19 protein-coding genes and 1 other RNA gene are annotated in these 20,832 nt (G+C 64.9%); 4 read left to right on the top strand and 16 right to left on the bottom strand.

The window, feature by feature from the left end; genetic code table 11:
- Window positions 1-30: 30 nt before the first annotated feature.
- The 16 genes from ftsA to rsmI all read right to left on the bottom strand — a co-directional run bounded on the left by ftsA (window position 31) and on the right by rsmI (window position 17,176).
- Entirely contained in the window at window positions 31-1,299 is a 1,269-nt protein-coding gene (gene ftsA / locus AC3WL2_RS14200; protein WP_094010215.1) for a cell division protein FtsA, read from the bottom strand.
- A gap of 14 nt (window positions 1,300-1,313) precedes the next feature.
- The gene (locus AC3WL2_RS14195; RefSeq protein WP_023629819.1) at window positions 1,314-2,183 is read right to left on the bottom strand and encodes a cell division protein FtsQ/DivIB; all 870 of its coding nucleotides are present in this window, start codon (window positions 2,181-2,183) and stop codon (window positions 1,314-1,316) included.
- Between the two features lie 5 nt (window positions 2,184-2,188).
- Complete coding sequence (locus AC3WL2_RS14190) at window positions 2,189-3,145, bottom strand: D-alanine--D-alanine ligase (RefSeq protein WP_102682677.1); 957 nt, start codon at window positions 3,143-3,145, stop codon at window positions 2,189-2,191.
- Window positions 3,142-4,590 (bottom strand): UDP-N-acetylmuramate--L-alanine ligase, encoded by a 1,449-nt coding sequence (murC, locus tag AC3WL2_RS14185; RefSeq protein ID WP_102682676.1) that lies wholly within the window; start codon window positions 4,588-4,590, stop codon window positions 3,142-3,144. Before murC ends, AC3WL2_RS14190 begins: the two co-directional genes overlap by 4 nt.
- Window positions 4,583-5,662: an undecaprenyldiphospho-muramoylpentapeptide beta-N-acetylglucosaminyltransferase gene (murG, locus tag AC3WL2_RS14180; protein ID WP_046857007.1), complete on the bottom strand. Its 1,080-nt coding sequence runs from the start codon at window positions 5,660-5,662 to the stop codon at window positions 4,583-4,585. The genes murC and murG overlap by 8 nt, the downstream gene beginning before the upstream one ends.
- Window positions 5,652-6,866 (bottom strand): putative lipid II flippase FtsW, encoded by a 1,215-nt coding sequence (gene ftsW / locus AC3WL2_RS14175; RefSeq protein ID WP_102682675.1) that lies wholly within the window; start codon window positions 6,864-6,866, stop codon window positions 5,652-5,654. The genes murG and ftsW overlap by 11 nt, the downstream gene beginning before the upstream one ends.
- Window positions 6,863-8,209, bottom strand: a complete 1,347-nt coding sequence (gene murD / locus AC3WL2_RS14170) for a UDP-N-acetylmuramoyl-L-alanine--D-glutamate ligase (protein ID WP_102682674.1) — start codon at window positions 8,207-8,209, stop codon at window positions 6,863-6,865. The genes ftsW and murD overlap by 4 nt, the downstream gene beginning before the upstream one ends.
- Before the next feature lie 6 nt (window positions 8,210-8,215).
- Window positions 8,216-9,298 (bottom strand): phospho-N-acetylmuramoyl-pentapeptide-transferase, encoded by a 1,083-nt coding sequence (mraY, locus tag AC3WL2_RS14165; RefSeq protein WP_011535540.1) that lies wholly within the window; start codon window positions 9,296-9,298, stop codon window positions 8,216-8,218.
- Window positions 9,298-10,665 (bottom strand): UDP-N-acetylmuramoyl-tripeptide--D-alanyl-D-alanine ligase, encoded by a 1,368-nt coding sequence (locus tag AC3WL2_RS14160; RefSeq protein ID WP_102682673.1) that lies wholly within the window; start codon window positions 10,663-10,665, stop codon window positions 9,298-9,300. Before AC3WL2_RS14160 ends, mraY begins: the two co-directional genes overlap by 1 nt.
- On the bottom strand, window positions 10,658-12,145 hold the full coding sequence (locus AC3WL2_RS14155) for a UDP-N-acetylmuramoyl-L-alanyl-D-glutamate--2,6-diaminopimelate ligase (RefSeq protein WP_102682672.1): 1,488 nt from the start codon (window positions 12,143-12,145) through the stop codon (window positions 10,658-10,660). Before AC3WL2_RS14155 ends, AC3WL2_RS14160 begins: the two co-directional genes overlap by 8 nt.
- Complete coding sequence (locus AC3WL2_RS14150) at window positions 12,145-13,875, bottom strand: peptidoglycan D,D-transpeptidase FtsI family protein (protein WP_173862425.1); 1,731 nt, start codon at window positions 13,873-13,875, stop codon at window positions 12,145-12,147. The genes AC3WL2_RS14155 and AC3WL2_RS14150 overlap by 1 nt, the downstream gene beginning before the upstream one ends.
- Window positions 13,875-14,168, bottom strand: a complete 294-nt coding sequence (gene ftsL / locus AC3WL2_RS14145; RefSeq protein ID WP_023630124.1) for a cell division protein FtsL — start codon at window positions 14,166-14,168, stop codon at window positions 13,875-13,877. Before ftsL ends, AC3WL2_RS14150 begins: the two co-directional genes overlap by 1 nt.
- Window positions 14,165-15,112 carry a 16S rRNA (cytosine(1402)-N(4))-methyltransferase RsmH gene (gene rsmH, locus AC3WL2_RS14140; protein WP_102682670.1) on the bottom strand — a complete coding sequence of 316 codons (948 nt, stop codon included), beginning with the start codon at window positions 15,110-15,112 and terminating at the stop codon, window positions 14,165-14,167. Before rsmH ends, ftsL begins: the two co-directional genes overlap by 4 nt.
- Window positions 15,109-15,564, bottom strand: a complete 456-nt coding sequence (gene mraZ / locus AC3WL2_RS14135) for a division/cell wall cluster transcriptional repressor MraZ (RefSeq protein WP_011535546.1) — start codon at window positions 15,562-15,564, stop codon at window positions 15,109-15,111. Before mraZ ends, rsmH begins: the two co-directional genes overlap by 4 nt.
- A gap of 309 nt (window positions 15,565-15,873) precedes the next feature.
- Window positions 15,874-16,233: RNase P RNA component class A (gene rnpB / locus AC3WL2_RS14130), an RNA gene on the bottom strand.
- Between the two features lie 67 nt (window positions 16,234-16,300).
- Complete coding sequence (gene rsmI, locus AC3WL2_RS14125) at window positions 16,301-17,176, bottom strand: 16S rRNA (cytidine(1402)-2'-O)-methyltransferase (RefSeq protein WP_102682669.1); 876 nt, start codon at window positions 17,174-17,176, stop codon at window positions 16,301-16,303.
- A gap of 188 nt (window positions 17,177-17,364) precedes the next feature.
- On the opposite strand from rsmI, the gene AC3WL2_RS14120 reads away from it, so the two are divergent.
- From AC3WL2_RS14120 to AC3WL2_RS14105, 4 genes are all read left to right on the top strand, one after another.
- Complete coding sequence (locus AC3WL2_RS14120; RefSeq protein ID WP_102682668.1) at window positions 17,365-19,182, top strand: penicillin-binding protein activator; 1,818 nt, start codon at window positions 17,365-17,367, stop codon at window positions 19,180-19,182.
- Window positions 19,182-19,553, top strand: a complete 372-nt coding sequence (locus AC3WL2_RS14115) for a YraN family protein (RefSeq protein WP_046857017.1) — start codon at window positions 19,182-19,184, stop codon at window positions 19,551-19,553. The genes AC3WL2_RS14120 and AC3WL2_RS14115 overlap by 1 nt, the downstream gene beginning before the upstream one ends.
- A gap of 87 nt (window positions 19,554-19,640) precedes the next feature.
- The gene (locus tag AC3WL2_RS14110; protein WP_102682667.1) at window positions 19,641-20,234 is read left to right on the top strand and encodes a phosphoheptose isomerase; all 594 of its coding nucleotides are present in this window, start codon (window positions 19,641-19,643) and stop codon (window positions 20,232-20,234) included.
- Window positions 20,231-20,809 carry a BON domain-containing protein gene (locus AC3WL2_RS14105; RefSeq protein ID WP_102682666.1) on the top strand — a complete coding sequence of 193 codons (579 nt, stop codon included), beginning with the start codon at window positions 20,231-20,233 and terminating at the stop codon, window positions 20,807-20,809. Before AC3WL2_RS14110 ends, AC3WL2_RS14105 begins: the two co-directional genes overlap by 4 nt.
- The last annotated feature ends 23 nt before the right edge of the window (window positions 20,810-20,832 follow it).

Raw genomic sequence — 20,832 nt, 5'->3', positions numbered from 1 at the left:
TTGTCGCGCCTACCACTACTGCTTTGAAACTCAGAAGTTGCTCTGGACCCAACGCTTGAGTCGCTCAAGCACTGGCCCCTTGGGTTCATCGCCATAGCTGTTGTTGCTGCTGTTGCTGTTGCTGATACCGGTCAGGGACAGGTCCTCGGACTGCTTCTGCAGGCCGTAGGTGAGCAGGCCCACGCCGGTGGAATAGATCGGGTTGCGGACCACGTCGCTCAGCCCGCGGACGCTGTGCGGCACGCCCAGGCGTACCGGCATGTGGAAGATTTCCTCGGCCAGTTCCACGGCGCCTTCCATCTTCGCGGTGCCGCCGGTGAGGACGATGCCGGCCGGCACCAGGTCCTCGTAGCCGCTGCGGCGCAGTTCGGCCTGGATCAGGGTGAACAGCTCGTCGTAACGCGGCTCCACCACTTCGGCCAGGGCCTGGCGCGACAGCTCGCGCGGCGGGCGATCACCCACGCTCGGCACCTTGATGGTCTCGCCGGCGCCGGCCAGCTTGGCCAGGGCGCAGGCGTAGCGGATCTTGATTTCCTCGGCGTACTGCGTAGGCGTACGCAGGGCCATGGCGATGTCGTTGGTGACCTGGTCGCCGGCGATCGGGATTACCGCGGTGTGGCGGATCGCACCTTCGGTGAAGATGGCGATGTCGGTGGTGCCGCCACCGATGTCCACCAGGCACACGCCCAGCTCCTTCTCGTCGTCGGTCAGCACCGAGTAGGCCGAGGCCAGCTGTTCAAGGATGATGTCGTCGATTTCCAGACCACAGCGACGCACGCATTTTTCGATGTTCTGCGCCGCGTTCACCGCGCAGGTAACCACGTGGACCTTGGCTTCCAGGCGCACGCCCGACATGCCCAGGGGCTCGCGCACGCCTTCCTGGTTGTCGATCACGTAGTCCTGCGGCAGGGTGTGCAGCACCCGCTGGTCGGCCGGAATGGCCACGGCCTGGGCGGCATCGAGCACGCGCTCAAGGTCGGCGGTGCTGACTTCGCGATCGCGAATGGCGACGATGCCGTGGGAGTTCAGGCTGCGGATATGATTGCCGGCCACGCCGACGAACGCCGAATGGATGCGGCAACCGGCCATCAGCTGGGCCTCTTCGACGGCGCGCTGGATCGACTGCACGGTCGATTCGATATTCACCACCACGCCCTTCTTCAGGCCGCGTGACGGGTGGGTGCCGATCCCGACGATCTCCAGGGTACCGTCCTCGCCGACTTCACCCACCAGCGCCACCACCTTGGAGGTGCCGATGTCCAGCCCGACGATCATTTTGCCGCTATGCGCGTTTGCCATGGTCCTGCCTCTCTCTAATTCTTCGCAACGGCGGGTTGGGCCGTCGTCGGTGCATTCGGTTCCCGCCAACCAACGGCAAGTCCGTTGGAATAACGCAGATCGATGCGGGCGATATTGGTGATCTGGTCTTTAAGCGATTTGTCGTAAATGGCAATGAAACGGCGCATCTTCTCCACCAGGTGGTCGCGCCCCAGCAGCAGCTCGATACCTGGGCCGGCGCTACCCGCGCCAGTGGTCAGGAACCAGCTGCCTCGCTCGCGCAGCTCCAGGCGAGCGATGGAAAAGCCCATGGGGCGCAGCATCTGGCTCAATACCTGATACTGCTGCATGACTTGTTGCTGAGCGCGCTGCGGCCCGAACAGCTGCGGCAGGTGCTCATAGTTGGCCAGTTCGCGCGGGGTGAAGGCCTGGCCCTGGTTGTTGAGCAAGGCCTCGTCGCCCCAACGCGCCACCGGCAACTGTTCTTCCAGGCGGATCACCACCTCGTCCGGCCACACCCGGCGCACCTCGGCGTGGGCGATCCAAGGCATCTGCTCGAGCTCGACGCGCATCGCCGCGAGGTCGACGGTGAAGAAGCTCGCCGCCACGTAGGGCGCGATACGCTGCTGCACCGCCTGCTGGCTGATGTAGCTGAGATCACCCTGCACGGCGATCTTGGTGATCGGCCGGTCGGCGTAGGGCATCAGGCGAATGGCCCCCTCATAGGCGCCAAAGCCGGCGGCCACCAGCAATACCGGCCACAGCAGGCGCTTCAGGCCGCCGAAGCTTGGCCGCGGCAGGCGCGCCGATACGGGCTCGTCGGCCACCAGTCGGCTGGCACCACGCGGCACCGGCTTGCTACGGCCGGTAACGGGTGGCTGCTGACGTATCATCGCGCCTTGCATGGCTATTAACCTCTCGTCGCTACGCTGTCGGCCAGGATCGCCAGCACCAGCTGCTGGAAGTCCAGACCGGCGGCACGGGCCGCCATGGGCACCAGGCTATGGTCGGTCATGCCCGGTGCGGTGTTGACCTCGAGCAGCCAGAAACGGCCCTGCTCGTCCTGCATCACGTCCAGACGGCCCCAGCCCTCGATGCCAACGGCATCGCAGGCGCGCGCGGTAAGGTCGATCAGTTCCTGCTCCTTGACGCTGTCCAGGCCGCACGGGATGCGGTACTGGGTGTCATTGGCGATGTACTTGGCGTCGTAGTCGTAGAACACGTGCGGCGTGCCCAGCGCGATCGGCGGCAGCACCTGGCCACGCAGCACGGCGATGGTGAATTCCGGGCCGTGGATCCATTGCTCGACCAGGACTTGCGAATCGTAGTTGGCGGCGTCTTTCCAGGCGGCGACCAGCTCTTGCTCGCTGTTCACCTTGGCCATGCCGATGCTCGAACCTTCATGGGCGGGTTTGACGATCAACGGGAAGCCCAGTTCCGCACTGGCGGCCACGCAATCCTGCTCGCTGGCCAGCACGGCGTGACGCGGCGTGGGGATACCCAGGCTCTGCCACACCTGCTTGGTGCGCAGCTTGTCCATGGCCAGCGCCGAGGCAAGAATGCCGCTGCCGGTGTAGGGAATCCCCAGGCACTCGAGCAGGCCCTGCATGCTGCCGTCCTCACCACCACGGCCGTGGAGGATGATGAAGGCGCGGTCGATCTTCTCGCTCTGCAGGCGGTTCAGAAGGTCGTCGCCGACGTCGATGGCGACTACGTCGACACCAGCGCTGGTCAGCGCCTCGATCACTGCCTTGCCCGACTTCAGGGAAACCTCACGCTCGGCACTCTTGCCACCGTACAGCACGGCGACGCGGCCAAAGGCCTTGACGTCCAGGGTCGAGTGCAACTTGTCGTAGGCGCTGGTCATTTCGACTTCTCCTGCTTGGCGCCTGCGAACAGCGGGCTATTCATCAATTGCGGGGCCAGGCCGCCAACATCGCCGGCACCCTGGCAGATGAGGATGTCACCGGCGCGCAGCAGCGGCTGGACCAAAGGCGCGAGCTCGGCGCCGCGTTCGATGTAGATCGGATCGAGCTTGCCGCGCTGGCGGATGCTGTGGCACAGCTGGCGGCTGTCGGCGCCGGGGATCGGCTCTTCGCCGGCCGGGTAGACCTCCATCAGCAGCAGCACGTTGGCATCGCCCAGCACCTGCACGAAATCGTCGTACAGGTCGCGGGTGCGGCTATAGCGGTGCGGCTGGTAGACGATCACCAGGCGGCGGCTCGGCCAGCCGCCACGCACGGCCTTGATCACCGCGGCGACCTCGGTCGGATGGTGGCCATAGTCGTCGACCAGCATCACGCTGCCACCGTCGACCGGCAGCTCGCCGTAGACCTGGAAACGCCGGCCAACGCCCTGGAAGCCCGACAGCCCCTGGACGATGGCCTCGTCGCTGATGCCTTCGTCGGTGGCGATGGCGATGGTCGCCAAAGCGTTCAGCACGTTGTGGTTGCCTGGCATGTTCACCGACACTTCCAGCGGCTCGCAGTCACGGCGCAGCACGGTGAAGTGGGTCTGCATGCCCTGCTGACGCACGTTGATGGCGCGGATGTCGGCCTCTTCGCTGAAGCCGTAGGTGACCGTCGGACGCTTGACCTGCGGCAGGATCTCACGCACCACCGGGTCGTCCAGGCACATCACCGCCAGCCCATAGAACGGCAGGTTGTGCAGGAACTCGACGAAGGTCTTCTTCAGCTTGTTGAAGTCGCCTTCGTAGGTGGCCATGTGGTCGGCGTCGATGTTGGTGACCACGGCGACCATGGGCTGCAGGTGCAGGAAGCTGGCGTCGCTCTCGTCGGCTTCGGCGATCAGGTAGCGGCTGGTGCCCAACTGCGCGTTGGTGCCAGCCGCGGTCAGGCGACCACCGATGACGAAGGTCGGGTCCAGGCCACCGGCGGCGAACACCGAAGCCAGCAGGCTGGTGGTGGTGGTCTTGCCGTGGGTGCCGGCCACCGCCACGCCATGGCGATAACGCATCAGCTCGGCGAGCATCTCGGCACGCGGCACCACTGGGATACGGCGCTCCAGTGCGGTGGCGACTTCCGGGTTGGCCGGATTGATCGCGCTGGACACCACCAGCACATCGGCGTTGGCGGCGTTCTCGGCGCGGTGGCCGACGAAGATCTCGGCGCCAAACGACTCAAGGCGCTCGGTGACCGGCGACACCTTGAGGTCGGAACCGGACACTTCATAGCCGAGGTTCAGCAGCACTTCGGCGATGCCGCACATGCCCACGCCGCCGATACCGACGAAGTGGATACGACGGATGCGGCCCATCTTCGGATGCGGCATGGCTTTCTGGCTCTCAACCATGGGCCACCTCCAGGCAGATATCCACCACGGTGCTGGTTGCGGCAGGTTTGGCCAGGCGGCGGGCGGTGCCGGCCATGGCGTTGAGTTTCTCGGGTTGCATCAGCACCTCGTTCAGGCGTTCAGCGAGCTGCGCTGCGCCAGTAGTCGCTTGTGGCATCAGGAAGGCGGCGCCTTCACGTGCCAGGTATTGGGCGTTGTGGGTCTGGTGGTCGTCGATGGCATGGGGCAAGGGCACCAGCATCGAGGGCAGGCCCGCCGCCGCGAGTTCGCTGACGGTCAGGGCACCGGCCCGGCACACCACCATATCGGCCCAGCCATAGGCATGGGCCATGTCCTTGATGAACGGTTCGACCTGGGCCTCGACCCCCGCCTCGTGATAACGCTCGGCGGTGACGGGCGCGTGGTTCCTGCCCGCCTGGTGGAACACTTCGGGGCGCAGGTTCGCCGGCACCTCGGACAGGGCCTTAGGCAACAATTTGTTCAATGGTTCCGCACCCAGGCTGCCGCCCATGACCAACAGGCGCGCACGGCGCTCGGCCAGGGGCGCGCGCAGGGCGTCCATGAACAGCTCCGGGCGCACCGGATTGCCGGTGGTGCGCAGCTTGTCGCTGGCGGCAAAGGTGTCCGGGAATGCTTCGCAGACACGCGCGGCCAGCGGCAGCAGCAAACGATTGGTGGTACCGGCGCGGGCATTCTGCTCGTGGATCACCAGTGGCACACCACACAACCGCGCGGCTACGCCACCGGGGCCGGTCACATAACCACCGAAGCCGACCACGCAGACCGGCTTGAGCTCACGGACGATGCGCCGCGCCTGCAGCACGGCCTTGACCAGGGTGAACGGCGCCTTGAGCAGCGACAGCTTGCCCTTGCCGCGCAGGCCGGTGACCTGGATCAGGTGCAGCGGCAGGCCGGCCTGGGGCACCAGTTCGTTTTCGATGCCACGCGGGGTACCCAGCCAGTGCACGCTGTAGCCGCGGGCCTGGAACTCGCGGGCACAGGCCAGGGCCGGGAACACGTGTCCCCCGGTGCCACCGGCCATGATCAGGACGTTCTTGCCGTCAGCGGCCATGGCTGGGCTCCTCGGCAAAATCGCTCTCCTTGAACTCGTGTTCTTCGCTGCCCAGATGGGTGCGGCTCTCCCACTCGATGCGTAAAAGCAGGCCGACACAGGCGCAACAGATCACCAGGGAACTGCCCCCGTAGCTGAGGAACGGCAGGGTCAGGCCCTTGGTCGGCAGCAAGCCGACGTTCACGCCGATGTTGATCAAGAACTGGCCGATCCACAGGAACGACAAACCGAAGGCCATGTAGGCGGCGAAGAACTGCTTGGCCTTCTCGGCCCACAGGCCGATGTACAGGGCACGCACGGTGATGAACACGAACAGCGCGATGGTCAGCAGAGAGCCGACCACCCCCAGCTCTTCGGCCAGCACCGAGAACACGAAGTCGGTGTGCGCCTCGGGCAGGTAGAACTGCTTCTGCACACTGTTGCCCAGGCCCACGCCCAACCATTCGCCGCGCCCGAAGGCGATCAACGCCTGGGTCAGCTGGTAGCCGGAGCCGAACTGATCGCTCCAGGGATCGGTGAAGGTGATCAGGCGCGCCATCCGGTAAGGCTGGGCCTGGACCAGCACCACCACCGATATGACCGCCAGCACCACCATCAGCGAGAAGCGGAACAGCCCCACTCCCCCGAGGAACAGCATGGCCGCCGCAGCGCCCATCATCACCACCGTGGCGCCGAAGTCCGGCTCCATCAGCAGCAGGCCGGCCATTGGCAGCAGCACGATGAACGGTTTGAAGAAGCCCATCCAGCTCTCGCGCACCTCGGTCTGGCGACGCACCAGGTAGCCGGCGAGATAAATGACCACGAAGACCTTGGCGATCTCCGATGGCTGGACGTTGAAGAAGCTGAAGCCGATCCAGCGCATCGAACCGTTCACCTCACGGCCGATACCGGGCACCAGCACCAGCACCAGCAGACCGAAGGCACCGATCAGCATCATGAAGCCCATGCGCTGCCAGGTGGCGATCGGCACCAGCATGGTCATCAACCCGGCGCCCAGCCCAAGGGTGACGTACACCAGGTGGCGGAACATGTGGTACAGCGGGTTGCCGGACTGCACCGCGGCCACTTCGGAGGAGGCCGAGGTGATCATCACCAGGCCCAGGCCGAGCAGCGCCAGGCAACCGGCCAGCAGCGGGAAGTCGAGGTCGATGCCACGGCCGCTGATCAGCGGCGACGGGTACGGCTTGAGGATGCCGAAGATCATGCCAGCCCCTCCGCTGCCTGGGCGAACAGGCGCCCGCGTTCTTCAAAGTTCTTGAACATGTCGAGGCTGGCGCAGGCCGGCGACAGCAGCACCGCGTCACCGGCGCGGGCCAGCTCGGCGCAACGCTGCACGGCCTCATCAAGGGTCTGCACGGGCACCAGTTGCACGGCATCCTTCAGGGTTTCGGCCAGGCGTTCGGCATCGCGACCGATCAGCACCACGGCGCGACAATGCTGCGCCACCGGGGTACGCAAGGCCGCAAAATCGGCGCCTTTGCCATCGCCGCCGGCGATCAGCACCAGTTTGCCCTCGATATCGGCACCCAGGCCTTCGATGGCCGCCAGCGCGGCACCGACGTTGGTGGCCTTGGAATCGTCGTACCAGTTCACGCCGTTGCGTTCGCGCACCCACTGGCAACGATGGGCCAGGCCCTTGAATTCGCGCAGGGCTTCGAGCATCGGCGCGAACGGCAGGCCGACGGCGTGGCCGAGAGCCAGGGCAGCCAGGGCATTGCTGTGATTGTGGGCACCGCGGATCTTCAACTCGCGCACCGGCATGAGGGTCTGGAACTCGAACGCCAGGTAATTCTCGCCATCCACTTCACGCAGGCCGAAGGCCTTGAAGTCCGGCGCGTTGAGGCCAAAGGTCCAGCACGGCCGGCCTTCGACCGGCAACGGACGGCTCAGGGCATCCTGGCGGTTGACCACCACCTGGCGGGCGCCGCGGAAGATCCGGTGCTTGGCCAGGTGATAGGCCGGCAGGCCGCTGTAGCGGTCCATGTGGTCTTCGCTGATGTTCAGCACGGTGGCCACTTCGGCGTTGAGCTGGTCGGTGGTCTCCAGCTGGAAGCTCGACAGCTCCAGCACATACAGCTCGACGTCGTCAGCCAGCAGGTCCAGTGCCGGGGTACCGAGGTTGCCGCCGACCGCCACACGTTTGCCTGCCTTGGCGGCCATCTCGCCGACCAGGGTGGTCACGGTGCTCTTGGCGTTGGAGCCGCTGATGGCCACGATCGGCGCCTTGGCGTGATGGGCGAACAGCTCGATGTCCCCGGACAGCTTGACGCCACGCGCGGCGGCCTGTTGCAGCGCAGGTGTGGCCAGGGCCAGGCCAGGGCTGACATACAGCTCGCAGGCCCGGCACAGGAAGTCCACGTCCAGCTCGCCACAGCGCACTTCCACCTGCGGGTATTCACGGCGCAGGGTGTCCAGTTCCGGCGGTTGCTCGCGGGTGTCGGCGACCGCAAAGGCAATGCCCCGGTTCGCCAGGAAGCGAACCAGGGACATGCCGCTCTTGCCGAGGCCGACAACGATGCGGAATTGGTCGGAAGCGATCAGTGACACGCTCGTTTACCTCAGTTTCAGGGTGGCAAGGCCAATCAGCACGAGAATCACGGTGATGATCCAGAAGCGGACGATCACCCGTGGCTCGGGCCAACCCTTGAGTTCAAAGTGGTGGTGTATCGGCGCCATGCGGAACACGCGCTTGCCGGTCAGCTTGAACGAGGCCACCTGAATGACCACCGACAGGGTTTCCATCACGAACACGCCGCCCATGATGAACAGGACGACTTCCTGGCGCACGATTACCGCGATGGTGCCCAGCGCAGCGCCCAAGGCCAGCGCGCCGACGTCGCCCATGAATACCTGGGCCGGGTAGGTGTTGAACCACAGGAAGCCCAGGCCCGCGCCGATAAGCGCGCCGCAGAACACGATCAGCTCGCCCGCGCCCGGCACGTACGGGATCAGCAGGTATTCGGCGAACTTCACGTTGCCCGACAGGTAGCAGAAGATGCCCAGCGCACCGCCGACCATCACCGTCGGCATGATCGCCAGGCCATCGAGGCCGTCGGTCAGGTTGACCGCGTTACTCGAGCCGACAATGACGAAATAGGTCAGCACGATGAAGCCGGCGCCCAGCGGGATGGCCAGGTCCTTGAGCATCGGGATGATCAGCGTGGTTTCAACGCTGGTCGGCGCGGTCTTGTACAGGAAGATCGCCGCAGCCAGGCCGAACACCGACTGCCAGAAATACTTCCAGCGGCTCGGCAGGCCGCGGGAGTTCTTCTCGATGACCTTGCGGTAGTCGTCGACCCAGCCAATGGCGCCGAACGCCAGGGTGACGATCAGCACCACCCACACATAGCGGTTGGTCAGGTCGGCCCACAGCAGGGTACTGATGGCAATGGCAGAGAGGATCAGCGCACCGCCCATGGTCGGGGTGCCGGACTTGGACAGGTGCGATTGCGGGCCGTCGTTACGCACGGCCTGACCGATCTGGCGGATCTGCAGGGTACGGATCATCCACGGGCCCAGCCACAGGGCCAGGGACAGCGCGGTCAGCACACCCAGGATCCCGCGCAGGGTCAGGTACTGGAAGACCGCGAAGCCCTTGTGGAACTGTTGCAGATACTCAGCCAACAGCAGCAGCATTAATGTTTCTCCCCGCTGGCGCCGCACAGTGCGGCCACGACGTTTTCCATCGCAGCGCTGCGCGAGCCCTTGATCAAGATAGTGGTGTCGCCGGCGGACTCGGCCTTGACGGCCTCGATCAGCTCAGCTTGAGTAGTGAAATGGCGGCCATTGGTACCGAATGCCTGAACGGCGTAGGCCATATTGGTGCCCACCGCGTACAGCGCATCGACCTTGCCACGTGCGTAGTCACCCACCTGGCGGTGACCTTCCTCGGCCCATTGCCCCAGTTCGCCGATATCCCCGAGCACCAGAACGGTGCGACCGGAAAAGCCGGCGAGTATATCAATGGCGGCACACATCGAGGTGGGATTTGCGTTGTAGCTGTCGTCGATGACCCGCACGCCGCTGGGCGCGATCTGCGCCACGGTGCGGCCCTTGACCGGTTGCACGGCGCCAAGGCCGGCGGCGATGCCGCTCAGGCTCAGACCAACGGCATGGGCTGCGGCAGCGGCGGCCAAGGCATTGCTGACGTTGTGGGTGCCAAGCAGGTTCAACTGCACCGGGACACTGCCGTCCGGGCCATGCAGGGTGAACGAAGGGCAACCACGGGCGTCGCGACCGATATCGCTGGCGTAGAAGTCTGCTTGCGGGTTGTCCAGAGCGAAGCTGACGACGCGGTGGCTGCCCGCGCGCTGGCGCCAGATGTCGAACGCCTTGTCGGCCAGGTTGAGGATGGCCGTGCCACCCTCGCCCAGGCCTTCGAGGATCTCGCCCTTGGCCTCGACGATTTTTTCCGGGCCACCGAACTCGCCGACGTGAGCGGTTCCGGCGTTGTTGATGATGACTACTTGCGGCCGGGTCAGGCCGACGGTGTAGCGGATCTCGCCGATGCGCGAGGCCCCCAGCTCGATCACTGCGGCGCTGTGCTCCGGGGCGATCTCCAGCAGGCTCAGCGGTGCGCCGAGGTCGTTGTTGAGGTTGCCACGGGTGGCATGTACCGGCCCACGGGTGCGCAGGATCGCGGCGAGCATTTCCTTGACCGTGGTCTTGCCGCTGGAGCCGGTAATGGCCACCACCGGCTTGCCGAAGGCGGCACGATTCAGCGCGCCGAGCTGGCCAAGCGCTACGCGGCAATCCGCGACCACCAGTTGCGGCAGATCGACATCGGCACTTTCACGCTCGACCAACGCGGCGACGGCCCCCTTGGCCTTCACATCGGCCAGGTAGTCATGGCCATCGAAGCGCGGCCCGGTGAGGGCGACGAACAGTTGACCGGCAGCGACGCTGCGGCTGTCGATGCTGACGCCGGTAAAGCTGGCGTCGGCGCCTGCCAGACGAGCACTCAAGGCAGCAGTCAACTGGCTGAGCATCATGGGCTCAAGCATGTGGAGCCTCCCAGGCGGCTAGGGCCTTCTCGGCTTCGATCAGATCGGAGAAGTCATGGCGCTCGCCATTGATCTCCTGGTAATCCTCGTGGCCCTTGCCGGCCAGGACGATCACATCCTCGGCAGCAGCAGTGGCGACCAGATGGGCAATGGCCAGGCCACGGCCAGCGACGAACTCCACGCTGTCGAGCTGGGCAAAGCCGGGGCGAATGTCATCGAAGATGCGCTGCGGATCCTCGGTACGCGGGTTGTCATCAGTCACCAGCACACGATCGGCCAGGCGCTCGGCGACTGCCGCCATCAACGGGCGCTTGCCGGCGTCACGATCACCACCACAGCCGAACAGGCACAGCAACTTGCCGTGGGCGTGCGGGCGCAATGCCTCGAGCACCTTTTCCAGGGCATCCGGGGTGTGGGCGTAGTCGACCACCACCAAAGGCTTCTCACCGCCACCCAAGCGCTGCATGCGACCGACCGGGCCCTGCAACTGCGGGGTGACTTTCAGGATTTCGTCCAGCGAGTAATCCAGCGCCAGCAGGGTAGCCACCGCCGCCAGCATGTTGCTCAGGTTGAAGCGCCCCAGCAGCTGGCTGCGCAGGCTGCGTTCGCCCTGTGCGGTGACGAGGGTGGCTCGTACGCCATCATCGTCGAACGTGGCCTCGCGGCAAAACAGCGAAGCGTCCGGGTTTTCCAGGCTGTAGCTGAGCAACCGGGTCTCGATATGATCGGCACTCGGGCGGCGGGCGAAGTCGGCAGCCAGGCGGCGTCCGAACTCATCATCCAGGTTGACCACCTGGCAACGCAGGCTCGGCCAGGCGAACAGCTTGGCCTTGGCGGCCTCATAGGCCTCCATGCTGCCGTGATAGTCCAGGTGATCGCGCGACAGGTTGGTCATCACCGCGATATCGAACTCCAGCGCAGCGACCCGCCCTTGCTCGAGAGCGTGAGAGGACACTTCCATGGCCACGGCCCTGGCACCCGCTTTTTTCAGGTCGTTGAGGGTCGACTGCACGGCGATAGGGTCCGGCGTGGTCAGGCGGCCGCTCTGCAACTCACCGTAAAAGCCGGTGCCAAGGGTCCCGATCAGCCCGCAACGCTGGCCAAGGGCATCGAGCGCCTGGGCCACCAGCTGGGTGACGCTGGTCTTGCCGTTGGTACCGGTGACCCCCACCAGGTTCAATTGGCGGCTGGGTTCGCCATAGAAGCGCCCGGCGATCTGCGACAGCTGGCCGATCAGCCCCTTGACCGGAATCAGCGGCGCGTCGGTAATCGGCAACACGCAGGTACCCTGCTCTTCATAGGCGACGGCAGCGGCACCACGGGCCAGTGCGTCGGCAATATGCTCACGACCGTCGACCTTGGCACCCGGCACGGCGAGGAACAGATCACCCTGGCGCACCTGGCGGCTGTCCAAGGTCAGCTCGCGGATCAGCGGATCGCGGCTGGCATGGGCGAACAGTTTGCTCAATGGCATCGTCATCAACCTCGCCCTCCCTTGGCGGGTACTGCGCTGGCTTGCTGCGTCGAAGGCGGCGGCAGGTTGTCCGGCGGTACATTCATCAGGCGCAGGGTGCCTGACATCACTTTGCTGAATACGGGCGCCGAGACCAGGCCGCCGAAGTAGCCACCCTTGCTCGGCTCATCGATGACCACGACGATGGCGTAGCGCGGGTCGCTCATCGGGCCGAAGCCGGCGAACAGCGAACGGTAGGCGTTCTCGGTGTAGCCCTTGGAGCCGACGGTGGCTTTACGCGCGGTACCCGACTTGCCGCCCACGTGGTAGAACGGCACCTGGGCACGGAACACGCCACGCGGTGCTTCGATCACCTGCTGGAGCATGGCCTGCACGGTTTCGGCGGTTTCCTTCGGGATCGCCTGCACGGCCTCCGGGGCCTTGTCGACCTTGAGAATGGACAGCGGCACCATCTTGCCGTCGTTGGCCAATGCCGCGTAGGCATGCACCAGCTGCAGCGCGGTCACCGATACGCCATAGCCATAGGAAAGCGTCGCGGTTTCGGCCTTGCGCCAGTCGCGGTGATTCGGCAGGTTGCCCACGCGCTCACCCGGGAAACCGAGCCCGGTGTATTGGCCCAGGCCCACCTGGGACATGACCCGGTAGATGGCCTCGCCACCAATATCGAAAGCGATCTTGCTCATGCCGACGTTGGAGGAGTTGATCAGGATGCCGGTCAGGTCGAGGATCGGCCCACCACCACGCGATACGTCCTTGATGGTGTAGCGGCCGATCTGCAGGGTGAAGGGATACACCTCGACCTTGTCGGTCGGCTTCCAGCGCCCGCTCTCAAGCGCGGCGCTCATCGAAATCGGCTTGACCGTGGAGCCTGGTTCGAACACATCGATGATCGCCCGGTTGCGCATCGCCGCCGGGAACATGCTGCGGCGGTTGTTCGGGTTGTAGGTCGGCTGGTTGACCATCGCCAGGACCTCGCCGGTCTTGACGTCCATGATCACCAGGCTGCCAGCCTTGGCTTCCTGTTCGGCGATGGCGTTACGCAGCTCGCGGGTGGCCAGGTACTGCAGGCGCAGGTCTATCGACAACGCCAAGGTCTTGCCGGCCTTGGCGTTCTTGGTTACCTGGATGTCCTTGATCAGCCGGCCACGCCGGTCCTTGATCACCTGCCGCTTGCCGGGCACCCCGGCGAGCCATTCGTCGTAGGCGAGCTCGACGCCTTCACGACCATGGTCATCCAGGTCGGTGAAACCGACCATGTGCGCGGTGACGTCACCAGCCGGATAGAAGCGGCGGAACTCTTCGAGGCCGTAGACGCCCGGTACCTTCAGGTCGAGGACATGCTGGCCCTGCTCCGGGGTCAGGCCGCGAACCAGGTAGATGAACTCCTTGCTCGCCTGCTGGGTGAGGCGTTCGCTCAGTTGCTGCGGGTTCTGCCCGAGCGCGGCGGCCAGCTGTGGCCAGCGATCCTTGGCCGCCTGCATTTCCTTGGGGTTGGCCCACAAAGTGGTGACGGGCGTACTGACAGCCAGCGGCTCACCGTTGCGATCGGTGATCAGGCCACGGTGCGCGGGGATGGGAATATGGCGCAGGCTGCGGGCATCGCCCTGCCCCTTGAGGAAGTCGCGGTCGACGACCTGCAGGTCGATGATGCGCCAGCAGATGGCACCGACCATCAGCGCCAGCAAACCGATCACCACCCGGAAGCGCCAGGGGTAGAGTGCGCCTTCGAGCTTCATCATGGCGCCACCATCCGCACTTCGTCAGCAGCGGGCACGCGCATCCTGAGCTGCTCCGAGGCCAGGCTCTCGATGCGACTGGAGGCCGTCCAGGTGCTTTGCTCGAGGATCAACCGACCCCACTCGGCCTGGGCCTTGTCGCGCTCGTTCAGTTCACCGTACAGGGTATTGAGCAACTGACGGTTCCAGTGGGCGCTGTAGGAAACGGCGATCGCCGAAATCAGGACGGCGACGAACAGCAGAAGCATCAAAAAGCTTCCGCCTGGCAGCGGCTTGGCAAACAGCCTGCTCACCGCAACTTCTCCGCTACCCGCATCACGGCGCTGCGCGACCGCGGGTTGGCCTTGAGTTCGGCTTCGGAGGCGAACTGCGCCTTGCCGATCAATTTGATCTTCGGCTCGAAGGCCTTGTGCTGAACCGGCAGGTTGCGCGGCAGGTTGTCTGCCTCGCCCTTGACCAGCTTGCGCATAAACAGTTTGACGATACGGTCTTCCAACGAGTGGAAGCTGATCACTGCCAGGCGGCCACCCACTTCAAGGGCGTCGAGCGCGGCGTCAAGGCCGGCCTCGAGGTCGCCAAGCTCGTTGTTGACATGGATACGCAGGCCCTGGAAAGCACGGGTCGCAGGGTTCTTGCCCTTTTCCCAGGCCGGGTTGGCGACCTTGAGCACTTCCGCCAGGTCGGCGGTACGGGTGAACGGCTGCTTCTCGCGGCGCTCGACCACGGCGCGCGCCATGCGACCGGCGAAGCGCTCCTCGCCGTACTCCTTGAACACGCGGGCAATTTCTTCGACGGGCGCGGTGGCGACGAACTCGGCGGCACTGATGCCCTGGCCCGGGTTCATGCGCATGTCCAGCGGACCGTCGTTAAGGAAGCTGAAGCCGCGCTCGGGGTCGTCCAGTTGCGGCGAGGATACGCCCAGGTCGAGCAGAATGCCGCTGACCTTGCCATCCAGGCCGCGGGCGCGCACTTCGTCGCCGAGCTCGGCAAAGCTGCGCTGCACAATGACAAAGCGGCCGTCTTCGGCCGCCAGCGCTTGCCCGGTGGCAATCGCCTGTGGATCCTTGTCGAACCCCAGCAACCGCCCTTGCGGCCCAAGCTTGCTGAGGATCAGGCGGCTGTGGCCGCCACGCCCGAAGGTGCCGTCCAGATAGCAACCGTCGGCGCGCAGGGCCAATGCCTCGACGGCTTCGTCGAGGAGGACGGTGATGTGGTTGAAGCCGCTATCTATGGTCACAGGATCAGGTCACGCAAATCATCGGGCATGGCGCCCGGTTGTTGAATAGCTGCAAGGTCGGCTGCCGAAACCGCGTTCCAGGCATCCTCATCCCACAGCTGGAATTTGTTCAGCTGCCCCACCAGCATCGCTTTCTTGTCCAGCTTGGCGTACTCACGCAGGCGGGGCGGTACCAGGAAACGCCCGCTGCCATCGAGCTCCAGGTCCACCGCGTTGCCGATCAGCAAACGCTGCAGGCGACGGTTTTCCTCACGCAACGACGGCAAGGCACGCAACTTGGCTTCTATCTGTTCCCACTCATCGAGGGGATAAACACACAAGCAGGGGTCAACGGCGTCGATGGTCACGATCAATTGACCATTGCAACGCGAATCGAGCTCGTCACGGTACCGGCTCGGCATGGCGAGACGGCCCTTTGCATCGAGGCTGACGGCGTTGGCTCCGCGGAACACGGCTGCGATTCCCCACAATGTTAGCTTTTTTGTGCCAGAAAACCCACTTCATCCCACTTTCTGCCACTTGCGCACACTATAGGAATCCGCCCGCCACACCGTCAAGGCACGTTCATAAGGAAATCCCTTACAGGACGGCGATTTAGCGCAACAAAGGAAGGTGGAAGGATTACAGGAGGGAAAAACTGACGGAAAAAATCAAACACACTCAAGCGGATAGAGTGCGAAGTTAAAGTGATTTATTAAGAGTAAGATTTTTTCGGTATTACCAGGACACATCTGCTATCGATTCAAGCAGGAAGGGAAGAGGTGGAGAGTCGATCTGTAAGCCGGGTTTTGTCGAGGACAGTCATTCCTCTACGACGGCCATCACTGGACGCCTCTAGCAACCTACCCGGTTCCGACGCGGGCCACGCCGTATGGAACCCTATTTGGTCTTGCTCCGAGTGGGGTTTACCTAGCCACGGACTGTTGCCAGCCGTGCGGTGCGCTCTTACCGCACCTTTTCACCCTTACCGGCACCGAAGTGCTTAGGCGGTTGTTTTCTGTGGCACTTTCCGTAGGCTCGCGCCTCCCAGGCGTTACCTGGCACTCTGCCCTATGGAGCCCGGACTTTCCTCCCCCGCCTTTTGCGGAACAAAAGACGGCAGCGACTGTCCGATCGACTCTCCGCCGCCAAGGTTACCGGTAGCCGCGCTCAAGAACAAGCGGCGCGACCATTAATACCATTATGCCACTAATGGGCTTTCTGCTTTTCCAGGGCCAATTGGTAGAGCAGGTTCTTGCGCACCCCGGTGATCTCGGCCGCCAGCGCCGCTGCTTTCTTCAGCGGTAGCTCGGCCAGCAGCAGATCCAGCACTCGCTGCGCCTCGGCGCTGATCGCCTGCTCGCCCTCCGGCGCGCTCCAACCGGCCACCAGCACCACGCACTCGCCACGCTGCTGATTGCTGTCACCCTGTACGAATGCGCGCAACTCGGCCAACGGCAAGCCTTTGAGGGTCTCGAAGGTCTTGGTGATCTCGCGCGCCAGCAGCGCCGGACGCTCGCCACCGAACACCGCTTCCATGTCCTCCAGGCACTCGAGGATCCGGTGTGGCGCCTCGTAGAAGATCAGCGTGCGCGGCTCTTCCTTGACCTGCTCCAGACGCGCGCGGCGCCCGGCGGCCTTGGCCGGCAGGAAACCTTCGAAGATGAAGCGGTCCGACGGCAACCCCGCCGCCGACAGCGCGGCGATCAACGCACAGGCGCCCGGCACCGGCACCACCTGCACGCCCGCAGCACGCGCCTGGCGCACCAGGTGATAGCCCGGATCGGAAATCAGCGGCGTGCCAGCATCGGACACCAGCGCCACATCGTCGCCGGCCAGCAGGCGGGTGATGAAGCGCCCGCCCTCGTCACGCTCGTTGTGCTCATGACAGGCGGCCAGCTGCGTATCGATGCCGAAATGCTGCAGCAGACGCACCGAGTGGCGGGTGTCCTCGGCAGCGATCAGGCTGACATCCGCCAGCACCTTCAGTGCCCGGGCGCTCATGTCGTCGAGGTTGCCGATGGGCGTGGCAACGACGTAAAGCTTGCCCAACGTGGATTTCGAAACCCCTGCAACATCAGTCACTGCGCACACCTGCTTTCCGGATCAAAGGTCGCCATTGTAGCCCGAGCACCGGTAACAGGGCGCAAAGAACTTCGCCCCAGGCACACCTCGGGCCACCTATAGTGAAGGTTCAGTGTCGGCGAGATCGCGCCGTGCCCCCCGCTTGGGTACAATTGCCGGCCAACTTGATCGAGTAACAGGACCTTTACATGATCGCTTGTCTGCGGCTGCTCACAGCCCTCTGCCTCGCTGCCCTGCTGGCAGCCTGCGCCAGCTCGCCCTCATCCAGCCTGGGCGAACTGCCACGCACCCCGGACGCCAGCATCGAGCAACTGCTCGAGAAGGCGGCCTCCAGCAAGTCCGCCGAGGATGCGGCCCTGCTGCGCTTGAGCGCCGCGGACCTGGCATACAAGCAAAAGGACTTCCCGCGCGCCGCGCGGATTCTCGAGCAAGTCCCGCTGGAGCCGCTCAAGCCCGCCCAACAGGTGTTCGCCTCCACCCTGGCCGCCGAGCTCGCCATGAGCCGCAACCAGCCCAAGGCCGCCCTGACCGCCCTCGCCCACCCGAGCCTGCAGCGCGTCGGCGAACTACCGACCGAGCAGCAGGCCCGCACCTACAGCGTTCATGCCGCAGCCCTCGAAGCCGACGGCCAGGCCCTGGCCGCCGCCCAGCAGCGCGCACTGCTGGCCCCCCTGCTCAGCGGCCAGGCCGCCAGCACCAACAATGACGCGATCTGGGCCCTGGTCGCCTCGCTGCCCGCCGAACAGCTGCAGCAGCCGGCCGCCGACGAGACCCTGGCCGGCTGGACCAGCCTGGCCCTGGCCGTAAAGCGCGCCGGCACCCTGGAACAGCAACAGGCCGCCATCGACACCTGGCGCCAGCAGCATCCAGAACACCCGGCAGCCAAGCAATTGCCGACAGCCCTGGTCAAGCTCAAGGAGCTGGCCAGCCAGCCACTGACCAAGATCGCCCTGCTGCTGCCCCAGGAAGGCCCGCTGGCCGGTGTCGCCCGCGCCCTGCGTGACGGCTTCATGGCCGCTCACTTCCAGGCCCAGCAAGGTGGCCAGCCCGCCCCTGCGGTACAAGTGTTCGACAGCTCGCGCATCACCTCGCTCGACGACTTCTACCGTCAGGCCCATGCTGCCGGCGTGCAACTGGTAGTCGGCCCGCTGGAAAAGCCGCTGGTCAAGAAGCTCGCCGCCTACCCGCAACTGCCCATCACCACCCTGGCCCTGAACTACGCCGACGCTGGCCAGAAAGCGCCGCCACAGCTGTTCCAGTTCGGCCTGGCCGCCGAGGACGAAGCCCGCGAAGTGGCACGCCGTGCCCGCGCCGACGGCATGGTCCGCGCCGTGGCCCTGGTTCCGAGCGGTGAATGGGGCGACCGCGTGCTCGCCGCCTTCCGCCAGGACTGGGAAGGCAATGGTGGCACCCTGATTACCGCGCAGCGCATCGCCCAGCCCGTCGCCCTCGCCCAGCAGATCGCTGATCTGTTCCAGCTGCGCCAGAGCGAAGGCCGCGCCAAGAGCCTGCAGAGCACCGTTGGCGGCACCATCGCCGCGCAGCCTTCGCGCCGCCAGGACATCGACTTCATCTTCCTCGCCTCGACACCGCAGCAGGCTCAGCAGATCAAGCCGACGCTGAACTTCCAGTACGCCGGCGACGTGCCGGTCTACGCCACCTCCAACCTGTACAGCGCCAGCGGTGACGTGAACCAGTACAACGACATGAACGGCATCCGCTTCTGCGAAACGCCTTGGCTGCTGGACACCACCAACAGCCTGCGTCAGCAAGTCGTGCAGCAGTGGCCCCAGGCCGCCGGCAGCCTCGGCCGCCTGTACGCCATGGGCGTCGACGCCTACAGCCTGGCTCCGCGCCTGGGCCAACTCAAGGCGCTGCCGGACAACCGCGTCGAAGGCCTGTCCGGCAGCCTGAGCATGAACCCCAGCCAGCGCATCGAGCGCCAGCTGCCATGGGCCGAATTCGCCGGCGGCCAGGTCAAGCGCCTGCCGGACACCCCTCGCTGATGCCCGGCGCATCGCCCAGCCTTGCCGGCCAGGCCGCCGAAGATCACGCCCTTGAATACCTTCAAGGGCAAGGTCTGCGGCTGCTGGAGCGCAACTGGCGATGCAAGGGGGGCGAGCTCGATCTGGTCATGCTCGATGCCGATACAGTAGTATTCGTCGAAGTCCGCTACCGGTTGCATGCGGAGTTCGGCGGAGCGCTCGCCAGTATCGATGGGCGCAAGCAGCAACGACTGGCGCTTGCCGCCAACCTCTTCCTGCAGCACGAACCCCGCTGGGCCACCCGCCCCTGCCGCTTCGACGTTATCGCCCTGCAGGGCCGGGGGCATGCGGGGCAACCGCTTCAATGGCTGAAAAATGCCTTCGAATGCTGAACCCAATTCGATTTTCTAGCTCTATGTTTCGCGGGCTGGTCACTGTTGCGCGTAGCAAAGGCCACCGCCCCTCTTAAGGTCACCCAGATGGACATGCAATCCCGAATTCGCCGGCTGTTCCAGGCCAGCATCGACACCAAGCAACAGGCAATGGACATCCTGGCACCCCACATCGAGCAGGCCAGCCTGGTCATGGTCAATGCCCTGCTCAACGACGGCAAGATGCTCGCGTGCGGCAACGGCGGCTCGGCCGGCGATGCCCAGCACTTCTCCTCGGAGTTGCTCAACCGCTTCGAGCGCGAGCGCCCGAGCCTGCCGGCCGTCGCCCTGACCACCGACAGCTCGACGCTCACCTCGATCGCCAACGACTACAGCTACAACGAAGTCTTCTCCAAGCAGATCCGCGCCCTGGGCCAGCCCGGCGATGTGCTGCTGGCGATCTCCACCAGCGGTAATTCGGCCAACGTGATCCAGGCGATCCAGGCCGCCCATGACCGCGAAATGATTGTCGTCGCCCTGACCGGGCGCGATGGCGGCGGCATGGCCTCGCTGCTGCTGCCCGAGGACGTGGAGATCCGCGTCCCTGCCACGGTCACCGCGCGCATCCAGGAAGTCCACCTGCTGGCGATCCACTGTCTGTGCGACCTGATCGACAGCCAACTGTTCGGGAGTGAAGAATGATCTCCAAGCGTATCGGCCTGATGGCCCTGACCCTGTGCCTCGGCGTATCGGGCTGCAGTTCCGTGCTCACCTCGGCGCGTAACTCGCCTATCGAGGATGACCGCGGCACCCGCACCATCGGCAGCAAGATCGATGACTCGCTGATCGAGACCAAGGTCTCGGTCAACATCGCCAAGGCCAACCCGGAGCTGGACAAGGGCTCGCACATCGTCGTCAGCAGCTACAACGGTGTTGTGCTGCTTGCCGGCCAGACACCCCGCGCCGACCTCAAATCCCTCGCCGAACAGACCGCCGGCCAGGTTCAGCGAGTCAAGAAGGTGCACAACGAGCTGCAGGTGATGCAGCCGTCATCGATCCTGGCGCGCAACAACGACGCCTGGCTGACCACCAAGATCAAAACCCAGATGCTGACCGACGAGAGCGTGCCCAGCTCGCGCATCAAGGTCATCACCGAAAATGGCATCGTCTACCTGCTCGGCCTGGTCAGGCAACAAGAGGCCAACGCCGCCACCAATGTGGTGCAGGGTGTGTCGGGCGTGCAGAAGATCGTCAAGCTGTTCGAATACATCGACTGACAACCCCTCGGCGAGCGTCGGGA

The sequence above is a fragment of the Pseudomonas sp. FW305-96 genome, from assembly GCF_058783825.1.
Note: the sequence above shows the minus strand (reverse complement) of the source record. Positions and strands in the feature narration are given on the sequence as shown.